The following is a 15,877-nucleotide window of genomic DNA, read 5'->3' as shown; positions in this document are numbered from 1 at the left end:
AACTCCGAACTCAACTCGCAAGTAATCCTTCAAATAAGATCCGCCCTTCTGTCGCCCTTGTAAGGGGATCAGAAGCCCTTTCTGGGTGAGGCATCATTCCCAAGACATTGCCCTGTTTATTGCTGATTCCTGCGATATTAGAAAGGGAACCATTGGGGTTGGTATCCTCGCTTATTTCTCCCGATAGGTTGCAGTAGCGAAAAATAATTTGTTGGTTATCTTCTAACCCTTTGATTGTCTCTTCATCCCCATAATAACGTCCTTCTCCGTGGGCAACCGGGAGTGTAATGACTTGTTGAGGGGTATATTTTTTTGTCCAAGGTAATTGATTATTTTCTACCCTAACAGGAATGCGATCGCAGATAAAATGTAAATCTCGGTTGCGTATAAGGGCCCCTGGTAATAAACCCACTTCCGTCAATACTTGAAACCCGTTACATATACCTAATACTAATTTACCTTGGTTAGCGTGTTCGATAAGCGATCGCATCACAGGGGAAAAACGAGCGATCGCACCACAACGGAGATAGTCACCGTAACTAAACCCTCCAGGGATGACCATAACATCAATATCGCTGATATCCGTGTCTTGATGCCAGATCATGCGCGTGGGTTGATCCAGTAATCCTTCTGTAACGGTTGCTAGATCGCGATCGCAGTTTGATCCAGGAAAAACAATAACTCCAAACTTCATGAATGACTCCCACTGGTTTCTAATGCAGTGATTTCATAACAATAATTTTCGATCACAGGGTTGGCCAGAAGGCGATCGCACATTTCATCGGCTTGGGTTTCGGCCTGGGTTTGATCTTCTGCGGTCATGGTAAGCTCAATGTACTTCCCTATTCTTACTTTTTCCACACCTTCGTATCCTAGCTGATGTAGTCCTGATTGTACTGCAACACCAGCCGGATCTAAAACCGACGGTCTGAGGGTGACATATATGCGACAATGGTATTCTTGAGACATTGGCAGTCAGTGATTAAGCTATATTTTTTATAATAATCTATAATTGAGGGTGATTAGAGCATATTTTTTAGGGTTGATCTCTAATTTCAATTAATCATCAAAACCCAGAATACATAACATATCTTCGATTAATTTGTTTCCTATGTGCATGGGATACGGATGACTGATATTACCTTTGGTAAATGCGGGGGAAGTTCTTAAATAGTGAACGACTCGACAAAGTGATGTAATGTTTTCTTCTATTTGTAAATCATGGCGAATAAAAAAGGGTAGCATCTCGAGCATTTTCTGATGTTTGTAAGCAATATTAGCTGCATAAGTAACACCTTCATTTTCTATTTTACTCATATTTCTCGCAGTGGGTGTATTTTGTTTTTTCTTTTGAGTTTCTGGTATTCTACCGATGGAAAAATAATGTAATAATTCTGGAATAGTTTTGTCTATAAAACCACTTAATTGAGTGAAGTCTTTAGTTTCAGAATCTTCATCCCATCCCTGTCTATTAGTAACATATTGAGGTGTTTCGTTACCACTACGAAGACGAATAACACCCAATAAATTATTTAATCTTTCATCATCTCTTTTATATTTAAGATTATGACCAGAAACATCGCTAAAATTCAAAATATCTCGCTGTTCTAATAAATATTCATTTTTTAATTGAAACCAAGCTTGATTATTGCTGTTGTATTTACTACGTTCGTTACGCCAAACATCTGCTTCAATTAAAGTAATAGTAGGATTTTCTAAATAGTTAACTAAAGTATCAGCGACAAATTTTACTAAATCTCCACCTTTCATTTGTAATTTTTCTATACTCTTATAATCTTTTTTTCTAGCTTTATAAAATAATTCCCCTATTTCTATTCCTGCTTTAGAATAAGGAATCCATTTTTTATGGTTAGGAAGTACAACATCTACTGTTCCTGCTGCGCTGAGACGTACTGCGATCGCATATTGAAAAGGAGTCTTATCAATATAATTATTTCTCTTTATTCGACAAAAAGCAATTATATCTAATTTTGAAACAATATTTTCTGGTATTTTTGCTGCTTGATAAATTTCTGAAGGTAAACCATATAAAGTACCTGTTTGGCGTAAGGTTATATCTAAAACTGCGTTTAATGTTTTGCCTCTATTTTCTGGACTATAAACTGTATTATCTTTCTTAGTCGGTTTAATTGTTTGTAACATTTGAGAATTGATATTTTCTAATACACAAGCTTCTCTAACTGAACCACGAATATTTTGTTTGGGATGTATTCCTTTAACTTGAGTTTTTCCAATTTCTATGATAGCAAAAATATTAGCATTATTTTTATAATTTACTAACGATAAGATATTTTTTTGAAGAAATTTTTGCCATAATTTCCGTTTTTTATTATGTCCTTTTTTAATTTCTTCATCAAAATCTTTATTAACAGAAGGTAATCCATTTACAGGTATTCTCTCTAAAAGAGTTTCATCGTCTATTAAAACATCTTCTATAATTAAGTATTCTGGAAATTCATCCGTTTCTTCTAATAATAATGATTCTCGTAACTGTTGACGAACTAATATTTTATTATGTTCTTCTTGATAAATTATAAATAGATATATTGGTTTATTGTTTAATGAACGAAGAAAACTATTATTGATAATAGTTTTTCTCTTTTCTAAATCCTCTTGTTTCTGTTTGACAACTTCTTCTACCCCTAATTTTTTGCGCTTGTCAGGTGAAAAATATAAATCCTTACTTATAAAATCATAATCACGCATTGCTAAAGGCATTTTTTGACCAGTTGGTGCTTTAATATCATCACATTCCATTGGTTTATCTGGAATTAATACACCGTCTAAAATTTCCAAAACTTTACTGGTAATATCTGCCCGTTCTTTTAAACTAAAACCTGTATCAATATTATGTCCGTGTCCCCTACCTTTTTGTTCTTTTTCTTTGTATTTATATCCTTCAGTATGAATTATATAATATTCGTCTTTATTCCAATTTTCTACATTATCTAAATTGCCATATTCAGCAGGATTATTTAATATATCCTGTGGTTCGATTAGGGGACGCGCTTTAAATTCTGCCAATAAATCTGGTAGTTGTTTTTGCCACAGTTTCTTGTCATTATTTTGAACAGTTAATTTAACTAAAGTTGAATCAACAGGATAGTTATCTATACGTGCATTTTTTACAGCCATTAAAATAGAAATATCTCGTCCATGATTAGCATTTACTAAAGGTTCGTGAGCATATCTTTGACAACTTAGGTGTAAAAATATCCAAGGTTTTAAATGATCTGTATTATTAAATCTCCCTGCTTGAGTTTGTACATGAAAATCTAGACGATAAGCAAAATAACCTTCTTTTTCTTTTTCGCTGTCGTCTATATAGTTTGCTTTGAAAGATTGACTAACTAAATGTAATCCTGTTTTACTCGAACCACCACCTTGTACTTTTCGCCAGGTAATTTTTTGTTCTCTATCTTTTAACTTTATCGTAATTATCTGTTCGTGTAATAAAGTGGCGAGTAAACTAGGAATAGCTTGATATCCTAAACCGTTATTTGAATTAATATCTTCAATTAATTTTTCTGGTTCGATATATTCCCATTGCCAATCTTCAGGAATATTATCTATAGCATCTAAAAAGCGATCACACGCTGTTTTAATCTCGTCTTTATTACCTTTTGTATTATTTGTATATTGCTGTGTCCAGGTTATAGCCCAAGTGTAAATGAGATCCTGTATTTTTTCTTCTTTTGGAAGTTTATTTGAAATTTCTTCCGCTTTACCAACTGCTAACGCCCGATATTTAGGAACAGAATTAATGGTTTCTAAATATTCAAAACCATAAGTTAGAGTTGAACTACAAGTAAGTAAACCATTATTTAATTGACGATACGGTGCATAAACTTTTTTATTATTACGTAATACTTTCTGAATATCGTTACAAAAATCCTGAACTTCCTTGGAAAACGGAAACATTAATACAGCAATTTTTAAATCCGTAAATGCGTTTTCTGCTAAGTTCATACGGGCAGGTAAAGCGACATTAGAATTGTTTTTTTTGGCCATAATATTTCTCTAAATAAAATTGAACTGTAGGGTGGTGTTTGTTGAATGGTAGGGTGGGCATTGCCCACCTTAGGAATATTTTTAAAAGAAAACATTTTCAATATTTTCTAAAGCATCAGCAAGGGGTATATATAAAGCATTCCCAACAGAATCATCTTCCCAAGCATAGTCACAAACTCTTAATATTGTTGCTACCAGCAAGCTACTTTCTTCGCTGTCATCATTAATTTGACTGACATCCTCACCTGTTCTTTTAGCAGCTAGTTTTTTCGCACTATTATCTGCCCAAGCAGAATCAACAAAATAGCCGTTAAAGGGTACACCACCGCGAATTAAACGCCCTACAGCCTGAATAATTCGACCTAATGTTGTCGCTGCTAAATCATAACGAGGAAAAGCACATAAATCTGGGTTATCTCGTAAAGTTCGATAATAAGAACGGTGTTCTACAGATCGCCAGTAACTATTGGCCGTTTTCCTCAATATTTCGGCACTTTGGGCAATTCCGTCTCCTTGTTCCCAGGCAATAAAATCTTCTTTTTCTAACCATTGGTAAGCGCGTCGATTTAACTCCTGTGCGATCGCTGCTGTATCGTTGGGATGAGGATAGGGACGAGTGAAGAAATAAACGGCACCAAAAGCTGCTTTACCTTTATTGTTGAGGATATTGAAACCCCGTCCGATGGAATTTGTGGGGGCAACCAGTATCTTACCTCCAGTATTAGCAAAAGATTCGATATCTGCTCTTTTCAGTTCTCCTGGGTTAGTTTTACCCTTTTTGTCTGGTTCGAGATTATCCCTTTCCAGGTTCTTTATCTCATCGTGGGGATAGGGTGAGTAAGTTCGTAACTCATCGGCTACCCATTTAGACTGTTCATAAGAATTAACTAAAATCAAAATGCGATCGCGATCTGCCCAAAGTTCCGGTTCATCTTCACCTAATTGTTTTAAGGTTTGTAATTCCGTGATAATTTGATAGCTACCGCTTTGAACAACTAAAGATTTAGCAACCTGTTTTAGTTTGGCAGAAGCTTTTACTTTATTACTCAAGTTCCCAGAAACACGAATTGGCTTGTTTTTATCGTTAAACTGGGGTAAAAATTCAAATTTGCTTTGAGAGATCGCTTGTTGTGCTTTTTCTTCCGGCATTAATACACCTTGAGGATCACCAACATGAAAAGTAGTAGAATCTGGTAAATAAGACGTTCCTGACAGTGCGAGAACATTGGGACCTTTTAAACCATCATAATCCGTTAGTAAGCGATGAAAATTGAGTACATAATCTCGCCCAATATTAGAATAAGCAAACAAACTAAGAGTATCACTCCCTTTACTAGAATAATATGTGCCGAATTGTCTTCCTGTCACTGGTAAGGGCAATATATTAAGCATTCCTCTCGGCATCCTGCGATGGGGTGACGGTTCACGAATATTGTTTGGTCTATTTTGCCATTCATAGAAAACAATTTTAGTATGGCGATCTAACAGGGTAATAGTAAGGGTAAACTGCAAGCGATAAGCAAGGTGTTCAATGGTATCGATCTCTTCTTCCTTCGTGAGATAGGGATATAGTTGTTCTGAGTTTGGTTGGTTTCTAAGACTCTTTAACTCACTTTTCAGGCGATCTAAGTTGCTTTGCGTGTTAGGAAAAAAAGTTGTTATCCAGTTACGACAATCTTGTTTGATCTCTTCATCAGTAGGACTTTCCCCTTTATTATTAATGTCTTTCACGATTTCTAATAGTCTTCTAGTGGCGAGATTATCACTACTGCGCCTTAGTAAAGGATCTTCTTTAAGAAAATCATCTACAATTTCCATCATTGGCCTGATTCTGCCTTCATCCTCTGTTAACTGGTGTTCTGATTTTTCATAGGTGTTGTACTCTTCCAAACCTGCCAAACGACGCGCTAACTTATAAAAAAGAACGTGAGGAGTAAAATAACCTTGTTGTACCCAGTCTTGTAAAATCTTCTGTCCTAAATCTTCACCCAGTAACGTAAGCGTCATATTGATAGCTGTTTGAGCATCTCTTTGCACTTTACTCCATCTAGATGTTAAAGGCGATCGCAAAGCTTGACCTCGTGTTGATTGTTCAGTTTTAACTCCAATATGATCAAAAACACCGTTTCTACTGCCATCTGTTAGGGTAACTTGTTCTGCATAAACTTTATCAAACCATTCAATAATAGTATCTGCTTCGTCAAATACTACAATATCCGATTGTTCATAAACCAATTCGCCCATTTTAATTGGCCGTACTTCGCAATGAGTTGGCATTCCTCCATAGGCCATTCCTCCAGGAGTAGTAATCCAAACTCGCGCTTGAGGCATATCTCTATAAGTTTGTTGTGATGGACAACTATAGAAGAAAGGACATGAATAAATATTTTTATCATCCTCGTCAATGCTTTTCAATCCCTGACAGGGTTCTGTTCCTGGTTTGAGGGGTTTTCCTTTTAAAATATTTTGGCGATCGCTATTTGATATCTTAGCTTGTAAAGGACACACGGTACTTAACCAACGTTCCCCCCAATGAGGTTGTTCTCTTGTTAGATGCGATCGATAATCATCAGAATCAGTAAATCCTTGCAAGTGTTTGTGTCGCTGACTTCTACCCAAAACTGGAACGGCTACAGGTTCGTCATTTTCTGGATCATCGTTAAACCACCAATTAATTTGATTGGCTATTTTAATCGCTGACTGAGTATCTCCTACAACTATCGTTATACGGCGATCGCTCAAATTTCTAATTACATGACTAGCTAACAATAAAGATAAAGTAGACTTTCCCGATGCAACCATCCCTGCAACATGAGTCAAGTCTTCTACGGTCAAAGTTTGGGCTGGTTGTTGTTCAATAACGTTATCTTGTAAAACTTTGTGATAGTTAAGTCGCTTAAAACGTTTTACCCAATTTCCTCTACTTATTTTAGATTCGTCATTATCATATTGTTGTACTAAAACTTCTTCTCTTTCATCTAATAAAATTGCTTCATCTCTTAAATTTTCTAAATTGATAGTAACAGGAGTTCTAGGTTGTACTCCATCAAACCAAGATGAATTATTTGACCCAGTAATATCATCTTCTTCAAATTTAATTTTTAATGGGATCTTTTCATTTTGACTGTATGGAAAAAACATATATTGTTCGTTTTCTGATACATATTTATATTCTCTTGTTCTATACTTTAATTCTGCACTCAAACAATTTTCACAAATATTTCTATTTGTTCTCTGTTGTATATTCCTTGAAGCATCGATAATTTGATTGTCTAAATCTTGAATATCAAAGTCATAGTTGCGCCAACTTTTGGGAACATGAAGAATATAATCTCGTAGGGCATTTAACCAATTGAAACGAGAAGAAAAAGGTACAATTTGTCTACAATTAGCGATCGCTCTTCTCTTTTCTTGACTCAAATTTTCTAACCTGGGATGTTTAATAAACATTCCACTAAGAATTGCCCAAACTACCGTAACAGGTTCGTCATCGAGTTCTAAATATTCCATCAAAGCAAAGCCTAATTCGACTTGCAAAAGCAATCTTCTTTCTGCTGGCTTATCTTTTAATTCAGGAATTTGATCTTTTAAGTCTTGAATTCGATTCCTAAAACTAGCAGGAGGTTCAAACAGAGTATTAGAATCTCTAGTTTTAACAGTCATTTAAACGTTACCTCCTTTTTGTAATTGAGTAATTTTTTCCATGACTTGTTCTTGAAAAAATTGGTCACTAACTACCTGAGTTTGTTTAGGTAATTTTTTGGCTTCTTCTTTGACAATTTTGGTATATTCAGGATAAATATCTACACAGCGATCGCTAATTACATAAAAACTTTGGTCATACCGCAAATTTCCTTCGCCATATAAACCATTCAGATCCTTTGCCAACTTATAAGGATTACGAACATCTTTGAAATCAATTGCCCATACTGTTTCGTCAGTGAAACGCAACTGAATATCGTAGCGATCTAAACCTGGATACAACCGAATATCTTTTAAATATTCTGAATGTTCTGTTTTGAGTTTTTCTAAAGCAGAATACAAATTAAGTTCCGGCATACCAGGAAAGCAAACTCGCTGGCGAATTCCTTCTTTTATTCTTACTAAACCGTTTTTCGATGTTACTTTATGGACATAGTTTAGGTCTTGATGATGATTACCACACAATCTAGGTTTTAATCCTTTTAATTGCCCATTTTTCTCTGTCAAAATACCACAGCGATCGCAATACCAATAGTCTCGATTTTCTTCGCAGTCTTCGTATAATTCTCCTATCTCTTCAATAGAAACATATTCAATACGTCGAAAAGTTTTACGAATATCTTCAATAGTAGCGTATTGATTTTCAATCACAAACCGACGAACTTTTACATATACTTCTTGTGCTTTTTCAGGCTCATCTTCTGTGTAAGCTTTTCGTAATCTGTTTAATATACGAATAAATTTTTGATTATCAATTTCTAACTGCTTAAATATCGTACTAAAAGATTGCAAAATCCCATCTTTTGTTAATAGTATTTCCATCAAATAATCATTGGCTTCTTCACTAAAACTACCCATATCTAATAAACCAAAATCTCGATCAAATTCTGAGGGAATCCAATTAGTAGGAAGATAATCTTTTACTGGTTCTTCTAGTAATTTCAAAAAACCTCGCATTGTCTTAGGAAAAGAAACAGTTTTTGTTATTTCCAGAGACAAATTATTCATTCCCTGATGTAGCAGATCGGGATAGGGATATTTTTTCTTGGAATGTAAATATTCCTTTACACCAATTAATAAATAATCGAATTTACTGCTGGACATCATTTTTATACACTCGCTTTTGCCTTGAAGTTACGCTTGCTTTTTTTCTCATATACGATACAATCGTTTCATATATCGTACACAACTTTTCTTTTTGTGTCAACAATGAAACAAAATATTTTTCAGTGAAACAGAACCATGAAAAGTCATTTGAACGCAGAGAAGTTAGCAAATTTGGTGCGTAGCAAGCGGGGAACTCGCGGACTAAGGGAGACAGCTAAAGACATTGGTAATGTTAGTCCTTCTACTATTTCACGGATAGAGAAGGGTAAAACTCCAGATATGGAGACTTTTTTAGCATTATGTGAATGGCTGGAAGTTTCTCCGGCGGAATTAATTCAAAATACTGAGGAGGAACAAGATTTAGACACTCCTGAAGCGATCGCAATTCAATTGCGCGCCGATAAAAACCTTGATCCTGCGATCGCCAATGCTTTAGCATCTTTAGTTAAAGCAGCATATCCAGACCTATCTCAAAAGCAAGAGGTTAACAGTGACAAAAATGAAAACCCTCTGTTTTCTAAACCAGAGTATACTTTAGAAGAATTATTGGCAGGAGCAAGTAGTGAAGACTTTGCAGGTGAATATGATTGGGGAGAAGTTGTAGGTGAAGAAATCTGGTAGTGAAAAAAATCTTTATATTCCTAGTCGCGGTGATATTGTTTGGTTAGATTTTGATCCTCGTACGGGAAGGGAACAATCGGGCCATAGACCAGCGATCGTCATTTCTCCAAAAGAATTTAATGGTTTATCTTCTCTAGTTTTTGTCTGTCCTATTACCAGTAAAGTAAAAGGTTTTAGTTTTGAAGTGCCTTTGACAACAGAAACAAAAATAGGAGGAGTGGTTTTAATTCATCATTTGAGAAGTGTAGATTGGAGAGCCAGAAACATAAAATTTATCGAGCAAGCACCTGTTTCAGTTATCAATGAAATTTGTGCTAAATTAAAACCTTTGATGTTTGTAACTTAATCATAGTAAAAGTAGTAATGGGATTAATTGAAAGTTTAACTACTGAAAATAGACAAAGATTAGAAGCGATCGCCAGTGAAAAGCGAAATCTTCTAAGCTTTAAAGCTTATGAAAGATTACCAGCAGAAGTTTTGTCCAAACATTTTCAAGCAACAATTTTTACTGCGGAAACAGTACCCAACACAGAACCAGAACAAGTCAAAATATTATGTAATAGCGATAATTGGTCGGCAGGAATTATTAGGACAAAACCAGTTTGGATTGTTCATAATTCCCGTCATACACCAGTACGCAAACAGTCTAATTTAATGCACGAATTTGCCCATATAATTTTAAAACATAAAATGGTTGGTTACGATCCTAAAACTGGACTTCCTCAACGTCGACAACAAGATGAAGATGAAGCCGTTTTTTTGGGGGGATGTTTACAAATTCCTAAACGGGGTTTACTTTGGGCAAAGCAGAAACAGATGAATGTCTCTCAAGTTGCTGTTCACTTTAATACCAGTAAAGAGATGGTGAGATTTCGTGGTAACGTTAACGGTATATTTTTGAATTAAGAGAATTTTTACTTTTCTAGTAATTCCCAAGCTAGTTTAGCTGCACCCACCATTCCTGCTTGATTACCTAATTTTGCCGTTAATAGCTGTAAGTTTTGGCGAGAACTAGGCAAAACTCGTCTTTCTATTTCTTCTAGAGTAGCTGGAAAGAAAAACTTTGTACTACTGCTAATACCTCCCCCAATAACGATCGCATCACAGGGGAAAAACGAGCGATCACACCACAGCGAAGATAGTCACCGTAACTAAACCCTCCAGGGATAACCATAACATCAATATCGCTGATATCCGTGTCTTGATGCCAGATCATGGGGGTGGGTTGATCCAGTAATCCTTCTATAACGGTTGCTAGATCGAGATCGCACATTTCATATGCTTGGGTTTCGGTAAGCTATATTTTTTATCAGGTAAAAGTTATACAGTTACCCAATGGGGAGATATTCTATAGTTCACTGCATCGGGGTTAATATAGCAATAGACAGGCTAGTTAGGACACATAAATTATATTTTAAGGGAACAGGGAACAGGGAACAGGGAACAGAAAAATGTCCTAATAGCTTTGGCGACTGCTATATTATCTAATTACAAGTTGTTATATTGTCGTCTACACCACTAAAAAAAACATCATAACTAACGTAATTCTTCAAAATCAGTTCTTTATGAGGATCAAATGGTTCCCATCCTATATTAGGCATATTTAATAAAATACTTCTCACACAAGGATATGACCAAACAACACCAAGGCTAGAATTATTCCATACCCAGCTTTCGTAGCTCTGCTTGACAATTGTTTCTTCGATTGGAATATACCCTTTGTTTGTATTAACTATATCTATAACTTGCTGGCGAAAGTCTTTCCAATTACCTGCAAAGCGGAAGTTTCCTATGGCCATAAGCAATACAAATAGAACAAGAATACGAGTGCTAGTCTTATTCGACTTGATATTATAATAGCAGGAAACTATTGTACATATAAGCAGTAAAGGTAGTAGTGTTAAAGATAATGTTCTACTGCCAAATGATTCCCCCGCTGTAAGACCGCGAGTCCTGAACAACAGAAGATAAACGTAGAGGGTCATAGGAAACAATGAGACTAAGATAAGAGAATTTTTGCGGTAGATTAATCCAATAGTCGAGAAAAAAGCAAAGCTTGCGCTTACCAAAGCCGCTTTATATAGTCTAATCCTCAAAATACCTGAAACAAAGCCTGATTTATTGGATTCAGATACGGGGTTAAGAATAAAATATAAACTAATTGGTAAAGTTAAAAAACTTAAAAACAAGGATATACTGTATATGATTACTTGCTTTTTGTTTTGACGAGCTTTATATAACTTCACAACTGAAATAGCTGAGAAGATTACTGCTGGAATTATTGAGGTTTCATAAGTACGAGAAAAGACGGCCAATAAGATCCAAAGAAGCCACCCATCCAACCAATTTAACGGTTCTTTCCGAAGTAAGAGTAAGAGAATAGGCCATGACAGGAGAACCATAACATGGTGTTCACCAATCAAAATATAGTCAGCAGATAAATTTATTCCTATGATGCTGACTAGGGGGAATACTAAAGGAAAGCTATTTTCTTTACGAACTGCATAAATACAAAGTAAGTATGAAACAATGTAAGGGAAATAAAGACCAGTGGCATAAACCTGTGTCAGCAATGGAATATTCTTTAATCCCGTTTTGACAGCTAATACTAAAGGCCATTGAGTAATGTAATTTGAAAACTGACGTGACCAACTGATATAAGTAAAATCTTCTTGATCGAGAATACTTGTTAAATAATAGACACCGTCAGCTGATAAGTGTTTTTCAATTGAAAATGAGTATATTAAAGGGAGAGAAATCAATAAGAATAGTAATAGGTATAGTAGTGTATCAGAATAAAAGGTCTTATTTTGAGATTTCTTAGTCATCTTAATTTAATTGAGAAGAAAAATTTAACATTTTAACAATCTTGTTCCATTACGAGGACGTAATTTATCTTTTAGAGCAACTTGGACAACACTAGACGCATTTTCTTGAGGATGTTGTTCTAAATAATAACTCAATTGTTCCTATAGTTCATCTGGTATGTCTAATGTCAGTTGCATTTATTTTTTTCTTATAATGTTGTCAGTACCCTAACATATTATCTTAGATTGAGTAAGTTAACTATTATTTTTCACTAACAAAATAATGTTAATAATCAAGAATAAAACAATACATCAGAATTTTTACTTTTCTAGTAATTCCCAAGCTAGTTTAGCTGCACCCACCATTCCTGCTTGATTACCTAATTTTGCCGTTAATAGCTGTAAATTTTCGCGAGAACTAGGCAAAACTCGTCTTTCTATTTCTTCTATAGTAGCTGGAAAGAAAAACTTTGTACTACCGCTAATACCTCCCCCAATAACGATCGCTTCTGGGGTCAAAACATAGATCAAACTAGCTAAACCGGCACCCAATAAACAACCGTAACTTTTCCAAAATTCCAGGCTTTGTTTATGGCCTTTTTCCGCTAATTTTCCTAATTCTGCTGGTTCTTTTCCCGTCATGCGGCGGATAGCTTGGATGGAACCATACTGTTCTAGAGAGCCATTATTTCCACTGTTACACATAGGGCCATCAAAATTCAAGGTAATTAACCCTAATTCTCCTGCTGCCCCAAAATGACCGGTAAATAGATGACCATTGAGGATAATGGCACCACCAACCCCTGTTCCCAAGGTCAACATAATCAGGTTCTGATAGTCTTTCCCTGCACCTAACCAAGCTTCCCCTAAACCGGCACAGTTCGCATCATTAGCGATGGTTGTGGGTAGTCCTGTTTGCGCTTCTAACCAGTCTGCTAGGGAGACATCCTGCCATCCAGACAAGTTAATGGCTACCTTGGCGATTCTACCACTTTTATCAGCCGGTCCTGGGGTTCCTATTCCTAAAGCAAGACAGTTTTCAGTGGGGTTAAGTTGAGCGATCGCTTCCACCATCCTTTTTACCACAGCTTCGGGGGTTGCTGGTTGGGGAGTAGCAACGATTAAGGAGTTGATGCAGGTACCATCTGCGAGAAACTGTCCTAGTTTAATGGCAGTTCCACCGAGATCAAGGCCAATGACTGAGGGTTTTTGCATACAATTTAATTTAAAAGTGATGGTGTTAAGATTTATGTATGATTCAACTTGCAAATTTATTGCAATTAATTATTCTAAAGACTTAGCCACTTGGTTATTAGGAAAACCAATGGAATTAACGGAAATTAAGCCATCAGAGTTATCCTTGGAACCAATAAGGGCGGATAGTTTAATCTTTTTAGAGTCAGAGAACATTGTATTACATATTGAGTTCCAAACTGATCCAAAAGATGATCTTCCTTACCGAATGTTAGATTATGCGGTCAGACTCTATCGACGCTATCAAGAAAAAGACATTCATCAAGTGATAATTTATCTGAGGCCAACTCAGTCATTTTTAGTCAGACAAAATTATTATCAACGAGGTAAGACAAGACATGAATTTAATATAATTCGCCTTTGGGAAACCCCTTCTGAAAGCTTATTACAATTTCCTGGACTATTTCCCTTTGCTATCCTTACTCAAGTAGAAAATAGGGAAAATTTACTTAGACAAATTAGCCAAGAAATTGAAAAAATAAGTAACAAAACAGAAAAAAGTAATCTTGCTGCTTCAACTGCTATTTTAGCTGGATTAGTATTAAATAAAGACATCATACGTAGATTATTGAGGAATGACATCATGAAAGAATCAGTTATTTACCAAGAAATTAATGCTGAAGGAAGACAACAAGGAGAAGCTAATTTAATCTTGCGTCTTTTAAAACGACGTATCGGCGAAGTCTCTCCCCAATTGTGCCAAAAAATTCAAAGTCTTTCTATCGAACAATTAGAAAATTTAGGAGAAGCTTTATTAGATTTTCAATCAACAGATGATTTAGAGAAATGGTTTAATGGTTCATCTCTTTAAATAGTTATCTAATTGTTGAGGACGGTGGTTATCATCAATGGTAATAACTAAATCAACAAAACTTTTATTTTGGGCTAAAGGTGTTATAAATAGTTCAGGATGTAAAGCTTTCCAAAAATAGTTAACAAACTCTTCTATTTCTTGCTCATTCATCCCTGTTTTACCTGATAAGATCATTTTTTGTTCTGCTTCTTTGCGCCATTGTTTACTAAAACGATAATCTTTAGGGTAGAGAATAATGAGGCGATCTAATTTTTCCCATAAGGGTAAATAAGCTTTTAACTTCTCATTAATATCTTTAGCAAACTGTCTATCTTCTTCTGTCTTAATGGGTAATGGTGCGTCATTAAATTTAGTTTCATTGATGGGTTGAACTCCCAAAAACCAGCCTTCAAATAGAACAATATCAGGTTTATTATTAATCATTTCTGATTCTTTTCTATCCCCTTGACCATTCCATAATGATTTATCAAAACGAGGAAGATAAATAGGTGACAAATAATTAGGGTCTTTTAATTGGTTTAAAATATTAATTGCTAATTCTAGATCATGGGTTACTGGAGGTCCACGCCAAATCAAACGAGGATCAATTTCTTGTAATTTTTGACGTTCACTATAGGTTTTGTAGAAGTCGTCAATAGAAATGGTAATAGTTGTATATCCTAATTGTTTTAAAATTAAACAAAGAACTTTTGATAAAGTTGTTTTTCCTGTTCCTTGTCCTCCTGAAATTCCTTGTATTAACGGTGTTTTTTGTTGACTTTTTTCTTGACTTAATTGAATAGCTAATGGTAGCCATAGTTTCCACAGAAATAACATTATGTCAAGAGTATTAAAGCCTATTTTTTGACAGTATTGCTCAACCGAAGGATAACTTTTTTTCCATAAATCAAGACGATTATTTATTTTTTTTCTGCCATTTTCTGAATTTATATTAAATATATTACAGAAATATTTATCTTCTAAGTCTTCCTCTAATAGAGTGTTTATATCAGAGGAAGATAAAGCAGAAAATTGATTGATTTTTTCTAGTAACTTAAGAGATTCCATGCTATAGCAATCAGTTATCAGTTGTCATTTCATTTATCATTTAACATTTATCATTTATCATTCGTTTGGAAGTAGGGTTGAAACCTCTCCCAAACTTCTTTCTCCCTAAAGGGAGAGTCTTGAAACCAAAATGAAAGATGTTCAATGTTTGGTCAGTCTACTATAGTAATTTAGATGCTTAACAGCTTATATTTTACGATCCCAATTTCAGGGCTTCAATATATAAACTATAAGTTACCCCAATTTTAAAAAGATTGAGAATATCGAGACTGAGTGATCGCCCTTCTTTTTTATTTCTACTATAGGTAATTCTGCTAATTCCTTCGGTGAAAATTAACAGGAAAATACCTACAGTAATATCCCAATAAGCTTCTTGTCCTGCGGTAATAGAAACAGCCTGACCGACAAAAAAGCCTAGAAGAACACTAATTAAACTTAAAGAGATACGTCGCCAAGGATTACTAAAAGTTTCATTAAACTTGGTTTGAGTGAC

The 15,877-nt window shown here is 35.1% G+C and carries 13 protein-coding genes and 2 pseudogenes; 4 read left to right on the top strand and 11 right to left on the bottom strand.

Translation table 11 applies throughout. The features are described 5' to 3' along the window. Positions 1 to 10: 10 nt before the first annotated feature. The 5 genes from purQ to QNJ66_RS04870 form a co-directional block, all read right to left on the bottom strand. Positions 11 to 694, bottom strand: a complete 684-nt coding sequence (gene purQ / locus QNJ66_RS04890; protein WP_300503579.1) for a phosphoribosylformylglycinamidine synthase subunit PurQ — start codon at positions 692 to 694, stop codon at positions 11 to 13. Continuing rightward, complete coding sequence (gene purS / locus QNJ66_RS04885) at positions 691 to 969, bottom strand: phosphoribosylformylglycinamidine synthase subunit PurS (protein WP_300503578.1); 279 nt, start codon at positions 967 to 969, stop codon at positions 691 to 693. Before purS ends, purQ begins: the two co-directional genes overlap by 4 nt. Before the next feature lie 90 nt (positions 970 to 1,059). After that, on the bottom strand, positions 1,060 to 4,032 hold the full coding sequence (locus QNJ66_RS04880; RefSeq protein ID WP_300503576.1) for a DUF3962 domain-containing protein: 2,973 nt from the start codon (positions 4,030 to 4,032) through the stop codon (positions 1,060 to 1,062). Between the two features lie 81 nt (positions 4,033 to 4,113). Beyond that, a complete protein-coding gene (locus QNJ66_RS04875; RefSeq protein WP_300503574.1) occupies positions 4,114 to 7,695 on the bottom strand; it encodes a hypothetical protein in 3,582 nt (1,193 codons plus the stop codon). Next, complete coding sequence (locus tag QNJ66_RS04870; protein WP_300503573.1) at positions 7,696 to 8,841, bottom strand: hypothetical protein; 1,146 nt, start codon at positions 8,839 to 8,841, stop codon at positions 7,696 to 7,698. Between the two features lie 135 nt (positions 8,842 to 8,976). Here QNJ66_RS04870 and QNJ66_RS04865 point away from each other — a divergent pair, with 135 nt between their 5' ends. The 3 genes from QNJ66_RS04865 to QNJ66_RS04855 are packed head-to-tail and all read left to right on the top strand — an operon-like array spanning position 8,977 to position 10,368. Further along, a complete protein-coding gene (locus QNJ66_RS04865; protein WP_300503571.1) occupies positions 8,977 to 9,462 on the top strand; it encodes a helix-turn-helix domain-containing protein in 486 nt (161 codons plus the stop codon). Next, positions 9,446 to 9,808, top strand: coding sequence for a type II toxin-antitoxin system PemK/MazF family toxin (locus QNJ66_RS04860; protein WP_300503569.1), 363 nt, complete (start codon positions 9,446 to 9,448; stop codon positions 9,806 to 9,808). The genes QNJ66_RS04865 and QNJ66_RS04860 overlap by 17 nt, the downstream gene beginning before the upstream one ends. A 17-nt stretch (positions 9,809 to 9,825) precedes the next feature. Then, a complete protein-coding gene (locus QNJ66_RS04855) occupies positions 9,826 to 10,368 on the top strand; it encodes an ImmA/IrrE family metallo-endopeptidase (RefSeq protein ID WP_300503567.1) in 543 nt (180 codons plus the stop codon). 8 nt (positions 10,369 to 10,376) lie between these two features. Here the strand turns inward: QNJ66_RS04855 and QNJ66_RS04850 are convergent. From QNJ66_RS04850 to QNJ66_RS04835, 4 genes and pseudogenes are all read right to left on the bottom strand, one after another. Then, a pseudogene (locus QNJ66_RS04850) lies at positions 10,377 to 10,565 on the bottom strand (ROK family protein); the annotation flags it as partial. After that, positions 10,505 to 10,735, bottom strand: a pseudogene (locus tag QNJ66_RS04845) (hypothetical protein); the annotation flags it as partial. The pseudogenes QNJ66_RS04850 and QNJ66_RS04845, both read right to left, overlap by 61 nt. Positions 10,736 to 10,946: 211 nt before the next feature. After that, entirely contained in the window at positions 10,947 to 12,290 is a 1,344-nt protein-coding gene (locus QNJ66_RS04840) for a hypothetical protein (protein WP_300503565.1), read from the bottom strand. A 300-nt stretch (positions 12,291 to 12,590) separates the two neighbouring features. Further along, positions 12,591 to 13,484, bottom strand: coding sequence for an ROK family protein (locus QNJ66_RS04835; protein ID WP_300503563.1), 894 nt, complete (start codon positions 13,482 to 13,484; stop codon positions 12,591 to 12,593). 34 nt (positions 13,485 to 13,518) lie between these two features. On the opposite strand from QNJ66_RS04835, the gene QNJ66_RS04830 reads away from it, so the two are divergent. Then, positions 13,519 to 14,334 carry an Rpn family recombination-promoting nuclease/putative transposase gene (locus QNJ66_RS04830; RefSeq protein WP_300503561.1) on the top strand — a complete coding sequence of 272 codons (816 nt, stop codon included), beginning with the start codon at positions 13,519 to 13,521 and terminating at the stop codon, positions 14,332 to 14,334. Here QNJ66_RS04830 and QNJ66_RS04825 read toward each other — a convergent pair. Together QNJ66_RS04825 and QNJ66_RS04820 are read right to left on the bottom strand one after the other, a co-directional pair. Beyond that, positions 14,323 to 15,384, bottom strand: a complete 1,062-nt coding sequence (locus tag QNJ66_RS04825) for a glycerate kinase (protein WP_300503559.1) — start codon at positions 15,382 to 15,384, stop codon at positions 14,323 to 14,325. The genes QNJ66_RS04830 and QNJ66_RS04825 overlap by 12 nt on opposite strands. 193 nt (positions 15,385 to 15,577) lie before the next feature. Then, positions 15,578 to 15,877, bottom strand: a 300-nt coding sequence (locus QNJ66_RS04820) for a DUF565 domain-containing protein (RefSeq protein ID WP_300503557.1), incomplete at its 5' end; no start/stop codon positions are given.

The sequence above is a fragment of the Crocosphaera sp. genome (genome assembly GCF_030064895.1).
GTDB lineage: Bacteria > Cyanobacteriota > Cyanobacteriia > Cyanobacteriales > Microcystaceae > Crocosphaera.
Note: the sequence above shows the minus strand (reverse complement) of the source record. Positions and strands in the feature narration are given on the sequence as shown.

Coding starts and splice junctions, on each gene's coding strand:
- purQ (WP_300503579.1), bottom strand. CDS start 694: ATGAAGTTTGGAGTTATTGTTTTTCCTGGATCAAACTGCGATCGCGAT.
- purS (WP_300503578.1), bottom strand. CDS start 969: ATGTCTCAAGAATACCATTGTCGCATATATGTCACCCTCAGACCGTCG.
- QNJ66_RS04880 (WP_300503576.1), bottom strand. CDS start 4,032: ATGGCCAAAAAAAACAATTCTAATGTCGCTTTACCTGCCCGTATGAAC.
- QNJ66_RS04875 (WP_300503574.1), bottom strand. CDS start 7,695: ATGACTGTTAAAACTAGAGATTCTAATACTCTGTTTGAACCTCCTGCT.
- QNJ66_RS04870 (WP_300503573.1), bottom strand. CDS start 8,841: ATGATGTCCAGCAGTAAATTCGATTATTTATTAATTGGTGTAAAGGAA.
- QNJ66_RS04865 (WP_300503571.1), top strand. CDS start 8,977: ATGAAAAGTCATTTGAACGCAGAGAAGTTAGCAAATTTGGTGCGTAGC.
- QNJ66_RS04855 (WP_300503567.1), top strand. CDS start 9,826: ATGGGATTAATTGAAAGTTTAACTACTGAAAATAGACAAAGATTAGAA.
- QNJ66_RS04840 (WP_300503565.1), bottom strand. CDS start 12,290: ATGACTAAGAAATCTCAAAATAAGACCTTTTATTCTGATACACTACTA.
- QNJ66_RS04835 (WP_300503563.1), bottom strand. CDS start 13,484: ATGCAAAAACCCTCAGTCATTGGCCTTGATCTCGGTGGAACTGCCATT.
- QNJ66_RS04830 (WP_300503561.1), top strand. CDS start 13,519: ATGTATGATTCAACTTGCAAATTTATTGCAATTAATTATTCTAAAGAC.
- QNJ66_RS04825 (WP_300503559.1), bottom strand. CDS start 15,384: ATGGAATCTCTTAAGTTACTAGAAAAAATCAATCAATTTTCTGCTTTA.